This window comes from Bacillus sp. CH140a_4T, assembly GCF_008923725.1.
Classification (GTDB): domain Bacteria; phylum Bacillota; class Bacilli; order Bacillales; family Bacillaceae_G; genus Bacillus_A.
In genome coordinates this window covers 720,213-735,261 of sequence record NZ_WBPF01000013.1, presented here as the reverse complement: position 1 = coordinate 735,261, position 15,049 = coordinate 720,213, and the positions used below count along the sequence as shown (strand labels likewise).

At 33.8% G+C, this 15,049-nt stretch carries 13 protein-coding genes; 9 read left to right on the top strand and 4 right to left on the bottom strand.

Features of this window, described 5'->3' with window-relative positions:
* Positions 1-17 precede the first annotated feature (17 nt).
* The 9 genes from F8162_RS12580 to F8162_RS12535 all read left to right on the top strand — a co-directional run bounded on the left by F8162_RS12580 (position 18) and on the right by F8162_RS12535 (position 7,723).
* A complete protein-coding gene (locus F8162_RS12580) occupies positions 18-1,211 on the top strand; it encodes a chromate transporter (protein ID WP_151633498.1) in 1,194 nt (397 codons plus the stop codon).
* Between the two features lie 717 nt (positions 1,212-1,928).
* A complete protein-coding gene (locus tag F8162_RS12570) occupies positions 1,929-2,276 on the top strand; it encodes an ArsR/SmtB family transcription factor (RefSeq protein WP_097825976.1) in 348 nt (115 codons plus the stop codon).
* Between the two features lie 28 nt (positions 2,277-2,304).
* Positions 2,305-3,360, top strand: coding sequence for an ACR3 family arsenite efflux transporter (gene arsB, locus F8162_RS12565; protein WP_097825975.1), 1,056 nt, complete (start codon positions 2,305-2,307; stop codon positions 3,358-3,360).
* Positions 3,361-3,386: 26 nt separating this feature from the next.
* Complete coding sequence (gene arsC / locus F8162_RS12560) at positions 3,387-3,791, top strand: arsenate reductase (thioredoxin) (RefSeq protein WP_131370727.1); 405 nt, start codon at positions 3,387-3,389, stop codon at positions 3,789-3,791.
* A 71-nt stretch (positions 3,792-3,862) separates the two neighbouring features.
* A complete protein-coding gene (gene arsD, locus F8162_RS12555) occupies positions 3,863-4,222 on the top strand; it encodes an arsenite efflux transporter metallochaperone ArsD (protein WP_098063678.1) in 360 nt (119 codons plus the stop codon).
* Positions 4,223-4,240: 18 nt separating this feature from the next.
* Positions 4,241-6,004: an arsenical pump-driving ATPase gene (arsA, locus tag F8162_RS12550; protein ID WP_151633502.1), complete on the top strand. Its 1,764-nt coding sequence runs from the start codon at positions 4,241-4,243 to the stop codon at positions 6,002-6,004.
* Positions 6,005-6,027: 23 nt separating this feature from the next.
* Positions 6,028-6,972, top strand: coding sequence for a thioredoxin-disulfide reductase (trxB, locus tag F8162_RS12545; protein ID WP_151633504.1), 945 nt, complete (start codon positions 6,028-6,030; stop codon positions 6,970-6,972).
* Positions 6,973-6,988: 16 nt separating this feature from the next.
* Positions 6,989-7,270, top strand: coding sequence for a HesB/IscA family protein (locus tag F8162_RS12540; protein ID WP_151633506.1), 282 nt, complete (start codon positions 6,989-6,991; stop codon positions 7,268-7,270).
* A gap of 27 nt (positions 7,271-7,297) precedes the next feature.
* Entirely contained in the window at positions 7,298-7,723 is a 426-nt protein-coding gene (locus F8162_RS12535) for a tyrosine-protein phosphatase (RefSeq protein WP_151633508.1), read from the top strand.
* A 316-nt stretch (positions 7,724-8,039) separates the two neighbouring features.
* Here F8162_RS12535 and F8162_RS12530 read toward each other — a convergent pair whose 3' ends face one another.
* Genes F8162_RS12530 through F8162_RS12515 form a run of 4 tightly spaced genes read right to left on the bottom strand, consistent with a single transcriptional unit; the run spans position 8,040 to position 14,982 of the window.
* Positions 8,040-8,792 (bottom strand): hypothetical protein, encoded by a 753-nt coding sequence (locus F8162_RS12530; RefSeq protein ID WP_151633510.1) that lies wholly within the window; start codon positions 8,790-8,792, stop codon positions 8,040-8,042.
* On the bottom strand, positions 8,779-10,542 hold the full coding sequence (locus F8162_RS12525) for a site-specific integrase (RefSeq protein WP_151633512.1): 1,764 nt from the start codon (positions 10,540-10,542) through the stop codon (positions 8,779-8,781). The genes F8162_RS12530 and F8162_RS12525 overlap by 14 nt, the downstream gene beginning before the upstream one ends.
* A gap of 29 nt (positions 10,543-10,571) precedes the next feature.
* Positions 10,572-13,601: a hypothetical protein gene (locus tag F8162_RS12520; protein WP_151633514.1), complete on the bottom strand. Its 3,030-nt coding sequence runs from the start codon at positions 13,599-13,601 to the stop codon at positions 10,572-10,574.
* Entirely contained in the window at positions 13,561-14,982 is a 1,422-nt protein-coding gene (locus F8162_RS12515) for a hypothetical protein (protein WP_151633516.1), read from the bottom strand. Before F8162_RS12515 ends, F8162_RS12520 begins: the two co-directional genes overlap by 41 nt.
* Positions 14,983-15,049 lie beyond the last annotated feature (67 nt).

Below are 15,049 nucleotides of genomic sequence, written 5' to 3'. Positions count from 1 at the left end.
AAGAAAGGACGTGTAGAATGAATCATACAACACAACAAAGCAGATTTAAGATTTTATTAGAAGTACTGCTTGTTTCTACTCGACTTGGACTTACATCTTTCGGGGGACCGATAGCACATCTCGGTTACTTTCACGAAGAGTATGTTCGCAAAAGAAAATGGATGGATGAAAAAAGTTATGCTGATTTAGTTGCGTTATGTCAGTTTTTACCTGGCCCTGCTAGTAGTCAAGTTGGAATTGGTATTGGTGTAATGCGTGCAGGTGTATTAGGAGGAATTCTTGCTTTTATAGGTTTCACTCTTCCTTCTGTTATAGCATTAATCATATTTGCATTAGTTTTACAAGGTTTAAACATTGGAGATGCTAGTTGGATTCACGGGCTAAAAATTGTAGCGGTAGTAGTAGTAGCGCATGCGATTTTAGGAATGGCTCAAAAATTGACACCAGATTTACAACGTAAATCAATCGCATTATTTGCTTTAGTTGGAACCTTATTATGGCAAACAGCTTTCACACAAGTTGGTGTCATTTTATTAGCAGGTCTAGTTGGCTATCTTATCTACAAAAATCATGCAGATAATGATGAAGCAAAACTAAGCTTCCCAATCTCTCGAAAGTTAGGAGTAATTTGTTTATCACTATTTTTTGGATTGCTTGTTTTCCTTCCAATTCTAAGAGAGGTTACATCGTTAAATTGGATTGCAATGTTTGATAGTTTTTATCGCTCAGGTTCTTTAGTTTTTGGTGGAGGTCATGTTGTTTTACCGTTACTGGAACGTGAATTTGTACCTACAGGCTTGATGGATGAGGCGTCATTTTTAGCAGGTTATGGTGCTACTCAAGCTGTGCCTGGACCGTTATTTACATTTGCAGCATATATTGGCGCTGTTATTGGTGGATGGCAAGGTGGATTATTGGCAACTGTAGCTATTTTCTTACCAGCATTTCTTCTTACTTTAGGCACATTACCGTTTTGGGATCAACTAAGACGAAATCCTAAGATCAAAGGTGCTTTAATGGGAGTAAATGCGGCAGTAGTAGGCATTTTAATCTCAGCTTTCTATCATCCGATTTGGACTAGTGCAATCTTACAACCTGTTGATTTTGCTTTCGCTGCCATATTATTTAGTATGTTAGTGTATTGGAAATTACCACCTTGGGTTATTGTAGTGGCAGGTGCTGTTGGTGGTACACTAATATCACTATTATAAAATTAATAATTGTGTTTTAAACTACCATTTTATTTGGTGGTTTTTTTGTTTTCAAAATAAAAATGTACTCTCCCTTGTAAAAAAAACGGAACGTTTATGTTACAAATATCTTAAAAAAACACTCATTGGTAAATAATGTATCCTTGTGATCTGTTTTTACACGTATCTCGGCTGTACCCCAATATTAGTGTGGATTTTAGTATCAAGCCATGAATAGAAAAAATAAATTATTAGGTATATAACTATATACTTATGTTATTGTTATAGGGAAGAATTCCCAAAATAATCGTTGCAAAAGGGATGAGCTAATGTATAAAAAGGGGGGATATTTTTGATTGATCAATTATTTATTGTGGGGATATACCTACTAATCATTTTTATGTGTACATATATCACATTAGAGTATCAACAGCATAAAATGAGTAGAAATCATTATGTAGTATGGTTAGTTGCTGTTTTTTTAACAGGACTATTCGGTTTCCTTTTATACCTGTTATGTGGAAAGAGATACAACGGTCTGTAAGAATACGCTGTAAAGAAGTATTGTAAATGTTTTGTAAAAAATGAGCTTTTCAGTTGATTATATAAGCGGTTAATTATATACTTATTTCAAGAGGGAGAGAAAATTAAATATGAATCCATTTAATGAATATTACGTTTAATTTTTACTCAACATATAAGTATATGCTTATACAATTATGAAAAGGAGGTATAGATATGGAAAAAACGGTTATAGAATTAACAAGAGTGTCACAGTTATTAAAGCTACTAGGAGACAAAACAAGGCTAACAATAGTATCAATTCTCAAACAACGTGAGTGTTGTGTATGTGAATTACTTGAAGTATTTGATATGAGTCAGCCTTCTATTAGTCAGCATCTTAGGAAATTAAAGGATTTAGGTTTAGTACAAGAAGAGCGGAGAGGTCAGTGGATTTATTATTCTTTAAATCAAGCAAGTGATTTATACACAATTTTAGAAGATGTTTTAGCGCATGTACCAGACCAAACAGAGAAAATTAAACAAATTGAGAAGAGCAATCCTACACTCCGGTGTGGTTGTTAATAAATAGTCAGAAAGGGAAGTGAGAAGGATGAGCAACACGGGGAAAAAACGTCTGTCTTTCCTAGATCGATATCTAACCCTTTGGATTTTTCTTGCGATGGCAGTAGGAATTGGAGTTGGCTATCTATCCCCTGGATTTGTTGAGGGAATGAATAGCTTACAAGTAGGAACAACTTCTATCCCACTTGCGATTGGATTAATTTTAATGATGTACCCACCACTTGCGAAAGTTCGCTATGAAGAAATGGGGCGCGTTTTTAAAGATGTAAAAGTATTGATATTATCACTGGTGCAAAACTGGATTATTGGACCTGTATTAATGTTCGCCTTGGCTGTTATATTCCTGCCAGATAAGCCAGAATATATGGTGGGATTAATCATGATTGGCCTAGCTCGTTGTATTGCAATGGTTATCGTTTGGAACGACCTAGCAAAAGGTGATACGGAGTATGCGGCAGGATTAGTTGCTTTTAACTCTGTATTCCAAATGTTATTTTTCTCAGTATACGCTTATGTGTTTGTAACAGTCATTCCAGAATGGCTAGGAATTGAAGGAGCTGTTGTAGATATTACAATGGCAGAGGTTGCAAAATCAGTCTTTATTTACTTAGGAATTCCGTTTATTGCAGGAATGTTAACACGTTTTATCTTTGTAAAAACAAAAGGCCGAGAGTGGTATGAAAAAGTACTTATACCAAAGATTAGTCCAATCACATTAATCGCATTGTTATTTACAATTGTTGTGATGTTCTCATTAAAAGGAGAGGTCATTGTTAGCGTACCATTTGATGTTGTACGTATTGCAATTCCATTACTCATTTATTTTGTAATCATGTTTTTTGTCTCCTTCTATATGGGCAAAAAAGTGGGTGCAAGTTATGGGGTATCAACAACATTAGCATTTACAGCTGGTAGTAATAATTTTGAATTAGCAATCGCTGTAGCTGTAGGGGTATTTGGAATTCAGTCTGGTGCAGCGTTTGCAGCAGTAATCGGACCTTTAGTTGAGGTACCAGTTATGATAGCACTTGTAAATGTAGCACTTTGGTTCCAGCGTAAATACTTTCAAACACAACCAAAATAAATATTCATAAAAAAGGTGGAATTATCATGGAAAACAAAAAAACAATTTACTTCTTATGCACAGGAAACTCTTGTCGTAGCCAAATGGCAGAAGCTTGGGGCAAAAAATATTTAGGTGACAAATGGAATGTACTTTCTGCAGGTATTGAGGCGCACGGAGTAAATCCGAATGCAATTAAAGCAATGAACGAAGTAGACATTGATATTACAGATCAAACATCTGATACCATTGACCGTGACATTTTAGATAAAGCGGATCTTGTTGTAACACTTTGTGGTCACGCAAATGATGTATGTCCAACAACTCCACCGCACGTAAAACGAGTCCACTGGGGATTTGATGATCCAGCTGGTCAAGATTGGTCTGTATTCCAAAAAGTTCGTGATGAGATTGGCGAACGTATTAAAAAATTCGCTGAAACAGGAGAATAATTGAAAATTAAATATTTGTAGCCGAGAATCTTTTTCTCGGCTTATTTTGTAAAGAAGGGGAGAAATCAAAGATGAAGAAGATAGAAATTTTTGATCCTGCAATGTGTTGTTCTACTGGGGTTTGCGGACCAAGTGTTGATCCAGAGTTAATTCGTGTATCAGTTGCTGTTAACAACTTGAAGAATAAAGGAATTGATGTGACTCGTTATAATTTGGCAAGTGAACCAGATGCATTTGCCAATAATGTTGTTATCAGTCAACTATTAACAGATAAAGGACCAGATGTATTGCCTGTAACTTTGGTAGATGGAAAAGTAGTAAAAGAAAAAAGTCACCTGACAAATGAAGAACTTACACAATTAACAGATGTAACAGAAGAAGAGTTGAGTCAAAAGCCAGTCGTACGTTTAAAGTTAAACGTGAAAAAATAGAGAAAGAAGTGAAAGGCAATGACAAACTTATATAACCCAAACGCAATAGCATTCACACCATTTTTATTCTTTACTGGTAAAGGCGGCGTAGGAAAAACATCTACTGCATGTGCAACAGCTATTACGTTAGCTGATATGGGGAAACAAGTCTTATTAATAAGTACTGACCCAGCTTCTAATTTACAAGATGTGTTCGAAATAGAACTTACGAATAAACCGAAAGAAATTCCCAGTGTACCAAATCTACAAGTAGCAAACTTAGATCCTGAAACAGCAGCACATGAATATAAAGAACGTGTTGTTGGTCCATACCGTGGAAAGCTCCCTGATGCTGTCATTGCGACGATGGAAGAGCAATTATCTGGAGCTTGTACAGTAGAAATGGCCGCATTTGATGAATTCTCTACGTTACTTACAAATAAAGAATTAACATCGAAATTCGATCACATTATATTTGATACAGCGCCAACAGGTCATACGTTACGTCTTCTTCAACTTCCTACGGCTTGGAGTGGTTTCCTAGAAGAAAGTACTCATGGAGCTTCTTGTTTGGGACCATTAGCAGGTCTTGGAGATAAAAAAGAATTATATAGTCAAACAGTTGAAGCGTTATCGAATCCGAAACAAACCTCTTTATTGCTTGTGACACGTCCTGATAGTTCACCGTTGCAAGAAGCAGATCGTGCAGCTAAAGAATTAAAAGAACTTGGAGTTAGCAATCAATATTTGCTTATAAATGGTGTTTTAACGAATTATATGCAAAATGATGCTGTTTCTAAAGCTTTGTTTACGAGACAAGTACGTGCATTAGAAAACATGTCAGAAGAGCTAAAAGGTCTTCCAGCTTATGAACTTCCATTAGTGCCATTTAATGTTACCGGAATAGAGAATATGAGAAAGTTGGTTCGGCCAATTGAAAGTATCTCAATTTTAGATGAGATACAAGAAGAAATTGCTATATCTCCTCTGCAAAACATGATTGCAGATCTTTCTGAGACAGGAAAAAGAGTTATTTTTACAATGGGAAAAGGTGGAGTAGGAAAAACCACTGTAGCTTCAGCCATTGCAGTTGGTCTTGCTGAAAAAGGGCATCGTGTACATTTAACTACAACGGATCCAGCAGCACATATTGATTATGTCATGCATGGGGAACAAGGGAATATTACGATAAGTCGTATTGATGCAAAGCTGGAAGTAGAAAACTATCGCAAAGAAGTGATTGAACAGGCTAAAGATACGGTAGATGAAGAAGGTTTAGCGTATTTAGAAGAAGATTTACGTTCGCCTTGTACAGAGGAGATTGCTGTATTCCGTGCTTTAGCTGAAATTGTTGAAAAAGCAAATGATGAAATTGTGGTAATTGATACCGCACCAACAGGTCACACATTATTGTTACTAGATGCAGCACAAACGTACCATAAGGAAATCGCAAGGTCTTCTGGTGAAGTACCACAATCTGTGAAAAATTTATTACCACGTCTTCGCAATCCAGAAGAAACAAGTGTTGTCATTGTAACGCTAGCAGAAGCGACACCAGTCCATGAAGCAAGTCGTCTACAAGAGGATTTAAAACGTGCAGAAATTCATCCGAAATGGTGGGTCATTAATCAAAGCTTTTATGCAACGCATACGATAGACCCAGTATTAAAGGGACGATCACAATCTGAAGTGCCATGGATTCAAGAAGTTCAAAAAGAATCACAACATAATTATGTAATTATTCCCTGGCAATCAGAAGATGTTATTGGATATGAGAAACTAAAAGAATTGACCGTTCAATAATTGTTCATTAGGAGGCATTCACTATGCATAAAGTCGTTATTTTAGGAACAGGACCAGCCGGATTAACAGCAGCTATTTACTTAGCACGGGCGAATATGAATCCACTTATTATTGAAGGAACTCAGCCAGGTGGACAATTAACTACGACAACAGAAGTAGAGAATTTCCCAGGATTCCCTGATGGTATTATGGGGCCAGATCTAATGGATAATATGAGGAAACAAGCAGCGCGATTTGGTGCAGAGTTTAAAAATGGTTGGGTAGAAAAAGTGGATGTATCCAAGCGACCATTTAAAATTACTGTAACTGGAATGGGAGAGGTAGAAGCGGAAGCTATTATTGTTTCTACAGGTGCTTCTGCTAAACTGCTAGGGATTCCAGGTGAGAAAGAACAGATGGGCCGTGGAGTAGGAACTTGTGCAACATGTGATGGATTCTTCTATCGTGGTAAAAAAGTCATTGTAGTTGGTGGTGGAGACTCTGCAATGGAAGAAGCAAACTTCCTAACAAAGTTTGCAACAGAAGTTCATATTGTACATCGTAGAGATGAACTACGTGCATCTAAAATTATGCAAGATCGTGCAAAAGCAAACGAGAAAATTACTTGGGGATTAAATAAGACACCGATAGAAGTACTAGCAGATGGAAAAGTTACAGGTCTAAAAGTGAAAGATAACGAAACCGGTGAAGAAGAAATAATTGAAACGGATGGTATTTTCATTGCGATTGGCCATCGTCCAAATACAGAATTTTTAAATGGTCAAGTAGAGATAGATGAAGCTGGTTATATTGTTGTAAAACCAGGCACGACAGAAACAAATATACCAGGAGTATTTGCATGTGGTGATGTGCAAGACCATAAGTATCGTCAGGCAATTACGGCTGCAGGAACTGGGTGTATGGCTGCATTGGATTCTGAACGGTTCTTAGAAAATCATGCTGTGCATGATTGGAGTCAATCTTTATAAAACGGGGGAAGTTAAAATGAATATTACAGATAAAGCAAAAGAATTTATTGAGACTGCTATGAAAGAAAACGGTGTTTCAACATTACGTTTTACATTTGATGGTGCTGGATGCTGTGGCCCTAGTTACGGTATTAATTTAGGTGAAGCACAAGAAAATGATGTCACAGAAACAGTAAACGGTATTCAAGTTGCTATGGATCCAAAGGTAGCTGAAATTGTAAATACACTAACACTAGACTATGTAGAAGATCAACAAGGTGCAGGTCTTGTTATCAGTGGTGAATCTAACTGCTGCTAAATTATAAATTAAAGGAGACTAACAAACATGACGAACTATCACGAACTTGTAAAAGGAAAAGTATATATTGGTGGAGTAGACGCTATACAAGACGCAGTAAAAAAGCATGGAGTTACAGAAGTGTTTGACTTACGTTCTGGAGGACAAGAACCAGAAGGATTCCCAGTTGAAGCTAAGCGACATGCTTACCCAATTGTAGAAGGTGTAGAAGGGGAAGATGAATCTGTTAAAGATGCAATTGGAGCCGTTAAAGAAGCTGTAGAGCGAGGGGAAAAAGTATTTTTCCATTGCTCTGGTGGACGAAATCGTACAGGTACGGTTGCAACCGGATTATTAGTAGAATTAGGGCATGCATCTAACGTAGAAGAAGCGGAAGAAAAAGCAAAAGAAATACGTTCAATCATTAATATCAAACCAGAAATGAAGCAAGTATTGAAACGTTTGTATGTATAATTTGTCTAAGTCTCAAAAACATATGTTTTTGGGACTTTTTTATTTTATGGACATTATTTTGAAATGAAGCTCTCATTTATATGATTGGTTAAGATATGGGCAATCTCAAGGGGGAAGCAAACGTTTGGGACAATGATTATATTATTCATAAAGAAGAGTCTAATTTGCAGAGGCAATAGCGTTGTTTGATTAGAAGACTATAAACACAAATAACACTTTTCGTGAATGCCGGTGGTGTTATTTGTGTTTATCACTTTTATAAAATAATCTTTAAAAACTACAAACAGTGAGATATAACAAATTTATTATATCTATTTCATAGATCATACTCTGGGGGATTGTCTGGATTTTTGTTGTTTGAATGTAAAGGAATTACTTTAGAAGGATTTAAATGTTTTATAGCTTGATAATCTAAATGCTTTTCTAATTCTTGTATAAATGATGTTGGATTTTCAAAGGTGTCTTGTAATGCTAAGTTTATGATTTGTGATTTAGAGTTACCTGTATTTAGCATATTTACGAGTTCGTTTTCTTTGTTACTATAAGTAAACATGGCTAATAATGATTTTTGAATTCTATAATTTTTTTGTTTCAGAGTCTGAATGACCGATTCTTGTTTATTTAATTTATTTTGTAATTTATTATTTTTATCTTCCAATTGTTTAATTTTTGAAGCAATATTGTACAGGTGTTTATCATAAGGCTCTAAATATTCCCACAGTAACTCTTTGTTTTTTCCACCATACTTATCAATTAATTCTTTAATATCAATTAAGTCTAGTTCTATCGATTGAGAAATAGAAACTTTTTGTGACTGTATAGTATTAACTGTATCGACTAGCTGACGGCCGATACGATCTTTCTTTTTCCAAAAGTCATAGCTCGTTTTGATAGAGAATTCCCCTTGTTCATAAAGATTAGTGGCATATTCCCAAATATGTTTATATTTTATTTGAGGGTAAGGATTGTGGTTTTGGTTATAAATTCTAAGTAAATATAATATCTCTTGCTTAAGCTTTTCATTGATTTCATATTTTTTTGGTCTGCCAGGTCCTTTATTTGAGTTCATCAATCTCCACTCCTAATAGGTATTGTAATCTTGCGAGAGAAGTTTTGTCGTATTCTATTTTGTCAAATGTTGTCCTTAGCTCAGTTTTTAATTCAGGATTAATTTTTCCGAATTCATCTAAATGGTGTAAATTATATAGTCCTACTAAGTAATTAATCTTTTTTTGGAGATTGTTATAAATTACACTAATTTCTTTAATAATCAATTCTCGTTTTTCTTGCAAATCATGTAGTGATATACCCCAATGTTTGCAGAAATAACACCCTGTAAAGTTCCAATTGAATGAGGGACAGGGCATTGTTGTATCTTTACAATAACCCAGGTTTAATTCGATAAAATTACTAGATGCATCATGACTGTAGGTGTTAAATTCACTATAAGCAATTTCATCGAGTAGTTTTTCATATTCTTGAACACCTTGTGGTGACACGAAGTTTTCTGTATTTTGTAATATAAATTGGTTTGTTAATCTTTGTATATCTGTGTCGATCCAAAATTTCATATGGTTTCCATAAGAATATTGTGTGTTAAGGTCAAAGTGGCCTGCCAGCCTCTCAATCTCGACTCGGTCATATCCTTGCATCATTAGTGATATGATGGCTATATGTCTTAAGTCACCGGGTTTAAGTTGATTGCTAATCTCTAAGTTATATTCCTCTTTAATAACCTCCATATAAAAACATTCAATTAATTTTTGTAAATATTCTCGAGTAAATATTTTTTGTTCATAGTTTATAGAGCTCTTTATGTTCTTTAATGTTAATTCCTTAAAGGCTGCGAAAGATATTAGGTATTCGGAAGATTCATATTCTGATGTTAGTTGTAAATATTGTATAATTTTACCATGTAATTCTTTTGGAATTGGTAATGTGTCGTATGTTAGTTCAGTTCTGTTTTTTATATTTCGTTTTTGTTTAAGACGAGGGAAGGTTAGGGTATTCTCTGTAAGAGAGAGACAATCTCTCTTAATTAAACAAAATTCACTAGGGCGCATTGGTATAATGGATGTTATATCCCACCATAGGATGACTGGAAAGAATTTAGTCAGTTTATTGAATTTTAATTTGTCTGTTATCTTGTCTTGGTGGGTTATAAAAAAATATTCTATACAGTCTTTAAAGACTAAGATATCTTTTGGTGGAGGCAAATCACGATTGCTGTTAGATGATTTTATTTTAGCTCTTTCATCTTCTAGTATCTGAATGTAATGCGGATCTATAGGGAGATCTGTATAAAATTTTGAAAAGCTAAGAAAACTATTTATAAACCGTAGTATGGTTTCTGGAGCGACAGTTTTGGTTACATAGTCATTGCTTTTAGAGTTTTTTCTACTATAGACTTTACCAGAGTTAATTAATTGGATTAACTTTTCGTAGTTCGTTTGAAACCCTTTTGTTAGTCGACAAATAGAATATAGATTGCTAAAAAGTTTATATGTTACTGAGGGGGACTTAGAATTTAGATGTAAAATAATCCAACATTTTAAAGCTAGTATACATTCACTAATTACTAAATTACTATTGAACTTAAGCAATGGTTGAAAAGATTCAAAGTTGAAATAATAAGTTTGACCATTGACTAATTCAGCGAATGACCAGATGTTACTTTCGAAATCTTTTGTTTGGTTAAAAGATTTTATATCGAAATACTCGTTAAATAATTGTTGAGCCTCTATAATATTTTTATTAATATCAAATGCATTATCAAGGGTTGAAAGGTCTTCTAAAACTTTATGATTAATTTTTAACAAGCCAATCCTCCTCCGCTATGCAATTGTATTTAATAGACACCGTCTGTCAAATATTCTTTAGTCTTTGGTAATTGTTGAGAAAGGAGCGAGAATTTCTCTTTGCCACCTTCAACAAAATCATATATTAAATCACCAAACTGTAGTTTAGCTGATTGAACTTGTAGCCAGAGTAAGTAGAAATGATTGGCCATTTTTTTCTTTTCTCCTTCTTTAGCACTATTAAAATGAGAAATTATATGATGAATTCCTTTTAGATACGTGTCCATTAAATTTGATAAGGCATATACATTAACAATAGAAAATGGACAACAGGTGCAGTCTCTATTACTGGTTATATCGTCATATTTACAGCGGGAAAAGACACATTGGTAATATTCTTGTTTAGAATATAATGTATTGGCCGTTGCTTGAGAAAGTAGATGTTGAATTTCCTCTTTTTTTAAGCTGTTTATTAAATCTATAACTTCCCATTGTTCAGTTGCTAGACGATCTATAAGACCAGAAGAAACCTCTATTTTTTGAACATCACCAAACCTCTTTGTTAACTCTAGCATTTTTTGTGTTTCTACATTTTTTTCAATATTTAATCCATCAAATAATTTGTTGGTTAATAGCTGAGTTATATAGCCGAAGGAATTCCTTTCAAAGATTTGCTCTATTAAATGAGTAAGTTGCTTTTCATCTAATTTAATGTAGTGCATCGTTGAATTTTCATTAAAGTGAGACCTTGAGACCCTAGCGGCGTTTAAAGATCTTAATACTGACCAAATCAAAGTAGTAAGCGTACGATTCATTTTTCGGTTAGAAAATTTAAATTCATGTTTGAAATGTTTAAAAAAGACTTTATGCGCTGTATGTCTTGGTTGAACTATATGACGAGTTTTAAGCCATATTAAAGCACCTACATCTTTAGGTACAGTGTTTTTTTGATTTGAACTTGGAGTAACGATATGATAAGCATTTGCGCGTAATTGACAAATACTTATGGCGGTTGCAAAAGCGATTTTTAAAGGATCAGCAATCCGAAAAATGCTGTATGCGCCAGTTTTGTGGATCTTTTTTACATAACGACCTACCTGGAAGATTATAGAGTTAGCATCATCTATTGAAGGGTTATTTTGTTTTAACCAATCTAGGTCTGTAATCGAAGTATTCGATAAGTCTACTTCTGGAATTTGAGTTATGACTGTTGCATGGCGCCAATTATTTGTAAGTTGTATTAATATGTATAACCAATAACTGTCATAATTACAGTATTTGTTTCCCTTAAGAAAAGATTCGACATTTTGAATTGCAGTAAGTTTGTGTATTGATAAGTCATTGACAAATCGATATAAATCTTTGTACTCCTCATAGGTATATCTAGATAAATCTACATCACGTTGATTTAAAAAATGGTTAGGATTAGTAAGTTTGTCCAGTGTGTAAGGTGGTTTTTGTGTAACCTCATAAATAGAAGCATAAACTTCTCGGCAAAAATGATATAGGATGCGCTGGTAAGTACGAGGTATGTTTGAGTTTTCTTCAAAAAATAATTTGTTTAAGGATGACGCAGAATAACTATAGATTTCTTTAGTTAATAAATCTGTTAAATGGAAACTTGTTTTTGAGAGTTGGTTAATGTAAATGCTAATATTTGAACTTCTGGTAGCGTGTAATTGTTTTCGAACATATTGAAGCCACAGATCTTTAGTTCGTATTAACTTTTTTGAAAAAGAAATTTGTAAAAGTGTTTCTGTTTTGTAAATGAACTCTTTAAAAGGGTCGTCCATTTCGATACTAATTAGGTTTTTGCAGTTTTTACGATCTAATAAATATTGGTGAACATCTTCTTTTCGAAATAAATTCTTACTGCCATTGTATCTTTTTAATACACCCATTAATAAAGAGGGACATTCAGTAGGTTGAATATTGTTTCTGGGTATATAGGAATACAAAAAATTTGTAGTAGAACCATCTTTGTCCATAAGTAATTTAATCTCCTGGATTGTGTAATATTCTTGCTTATATTGACGTTTTAGAAGCGTTTGTTTTTCGATTAAGTTATGGATTTCATCTTTTGAAAAGAAGTAAATAAAACTTATTTTATCTGTATTGAATTTGTATTCTAATATTTCTACGGGTTTAATGTCATAGCTATCTAATACAATATTTATGTAATCACCGCTGAGTGAAAGGTAATCCATTACTTGCTTCTTTGTATAATACTTTTCCCTATACTCAATATATTTGTCATTGCGCTGAGCGTAACTGCCATTTCCTCCGCTGGTAATTCCTTTTCTATATGTCTGTAAGTATTGGTAATCGTTTTTTGAAATAAATTTGCCATCGTGGCTACTGCCATGAAGCGTATATATTTCTATATTAATGTTAGGCAAGAGGGTGACTAAGTTGCTTCGCCTCATAGATAATTCATTTAATACTTTGTTGATACTCACATGTTGCTCAAAAAAATTAATGACTTTCTCACGAAGAAAAACATGGTGTTGAGGCTGAGGTGTATTTTTGAAATATAAAGGTATTGTAAGTTCCTTGTAACCCAATAAGCTATTCAAATTGTGTTTTTGAATGTTGTTAATCACACTTAGTAATGCCCGGCGTGGAAAGTTTTTTTTTGATTTTTTATCTATAGAGCTTATTCTTAATAAATCATATCCAGTAATGTATTTATCGTCGGTTATATACTTTTCAATGAATTCTAGTGGAATAAAAATATCTTTGTATATTGTGTTGAATTTATGTAGAGGAATATTATGTGTTTTACATAGTTTTCTTAATGTTTGAGGAGAAATATTACAGTTATCCATTATTTGTTTACCAGACATGTGTTTCGCTAGGTAGGCAGAGTCTTCATGTTGATTCAGAAAAAGTTTTGTATCATTTGTCTCCCAAACATCTAGAATATTTGCAGTGGCTAAATGTCTTAGTGTTTGTGTATACAGGTATTTTGAAAAAAAAGGTGCGGATGGGTTTAAGCCAATTCTTTCTGCAAATTGTTCACTGCTAATTAAAGCTTCTTTAATCTGTAAGTCCTGTGTATCTGTTATCTGTATTAGCAAAGTGCATGACATCCTTCCATGTTTTATTTAATTCGATTTCTTCAAATTCATAGGATGAATAAATAGATTTAGGAGATATAGTATCAATTGCATGTATAATGCTACTTGTTGCAGTTAAAATATCGGTGTAGTCTAACATTGCTTGAGGTGATCTATCTCCTCTTAAGATAGCAGTTTGTACAGCACTATAACCAGCATCTAAGCAAAGGTTAGTAAAGGCACCACGTCCGATGTGTGTACTCCATTTTGTTTCACGAAACTCTTTAAAATCTTCATATCTCCCATTTGTATTTTTTAACATTCCTAAGTAAAAACGTTTCAAATTATTGAATATATTTCGGTAAGTATGAGTCTGCATTGCTTCCCCACGGCTATTAACAAATAAAGCTAAATTACTTTTAAAATTACTTTTCCTTTTCATTGAATGATGCTTTTTATTCAACCAATCTAAATGTTTTTTGTATAAGTAAGGAACAAGTGGATCTAGTAAAACAGCTTGATCCCGTGGACGTTTCACTTGGTTGTTACTTTGAGGAGAATATAAAGGAAATAGATTTGGTTGTCTATCTCTAATATTTAAAATTAATCCTTTCTCCCCATATTGTGAGTTATTTTGAGATAATACAGAATTTATATCAAGGTTCATACATTCGGCTGCACGTAAACCACCGAATATCTGTAAGCAAACTGCAAATGCTATATGAGGAAACTCTATTTTCGCTATCATTAAAAATTCTCTTATTATTTTTAAACGTATGGCTTGTTTTTCTTGTGGTGTTGTCCACTTTTGGGTTAGGAAATCTTTTTTCTTAATTACTTCAAGGTCATAGTCTTGTTGTTTGGGTTTCTTATAATAGAGATTTACATTGAAGGTACTTGTTTTTCTGTATGATTTGTTATGACTTAAACTGTTGGAATGGTTTGGTTTATTTATTGGAGGTGTATTCTTTAAAACTTTTTTTTGGATTCCAAAAAAGTAATAAAAATGTAGAAGGTAATGTTCTTTTCGTTTAACAGTATCTCTTAGATTTCCTTTTTCTCCACAATACTCGAGAAAAGATTCCATATGGCATAATTGTAAATCAGCAATACCTCTAATTTCTTTAAATATTGAATGACCGCTCCTCTTTTGATGGAGTATATAGTTAAGAAATTGTACCAAGGTATCTGCAACGGCTTTTTCGCTGTTTATTGAACCTGATTCATTATAGTACTTTTTATCAAGGAAGTCTGTGACTGGGTGAGGGACTACAATCTCTTCTTCTATCAAAAGGCCAATTATATATCGACTATCTGAAATGTATTCATTGCCTTTCTTTCGGTATATGGGCACTTCCCTTTTAACGAATTTTATTGTGTCTCCATTAGACCATAAATCCATATGTTCACCACATCCTATTATATAGTTAAATGTTTTAAAAGAATTTGCCCCTATTCTAAGGATGATT

What these genes read in the sequence shown, in the direction of transcription:
- F8162_RS12535 (WP_151633508.1), top strand. Translation starts at nt 7,298, where the DNA reads ATGACGAACTATCACGAACTTGTAAAAGGAAAAGTATATATTGGTGGA.
- arsB (WP_097825975.1), top strand. Translation starts at nt 2,305, where the DNA reads ATGAGCAACACGGGGAAAAAACGTCTGTCTTTCCTAGATCGATATCTA.
- arsC (WP_131370727.1), top strand. Translation starts at nt 3,387, where the DNA reads ATGGAAAACAAAAAAACAATTTACTTCTTATGCACAGGAAACTCTTGT.
- F8162_RS12570 (WP_097825976.1), top strand. Translation starts at nt 1,929, where the DNA reads ATGGAAAAAACGGTTATAGAATTAACAAGAGTGTCACAGTTATTAAAG.
- F8162_RS12515 (WP_151633516.1), bottom strand. Translation starts at nt 14,982, where the DNA reads ATGGATTTATGGTCTAATGGAGACACAATAAAATTCGTTAAAAGGGAA.
- F8162_RS12530 (WP_151633510.1), bottom strand. Translation starts at nt 8,792, where the DNA reads ATGAACTCAAATAAAGGACCTGGCAGACCAAAAAAATATGAAATCAAT.
- F8162_RS12580 (WP_151633498.1), top strand. Translation starts at nt 18, where the DNA reads ATGAATCATACAACACAACAAAGCAGATTTAAGATTTTATTAGAAGTA.
- trxB (WP_151633504.1), top strand. Translation starts at nt 6,028, where the DNA reads ATGCATAAAGTCGTTATTTTAGGAACAGGACCAGCCGGATTAACAGCA.
- arsA (WP_151633502.1), top strand. Translation starts at nt 4,241, where the DNA reads ATGACAAACTTATATAACCCAAACGCAATAGCATTCACACCATTTTTA.
- arsD (WP_098063678.1), top strand. Translation starts at nt 3,863, where the DNA reads ATGAAGAAGATAGAAATTTTTGATCCTGCAATGTGTTGTTCTACTGGG.
- F8162_RS12540 (WP_151633506.1), top strand. Translation starts at nt 6,989, where the DNA reads ATGAATATTACAGATAAAGCAAAAGAATTTATTGAGACTGCTATGAAA.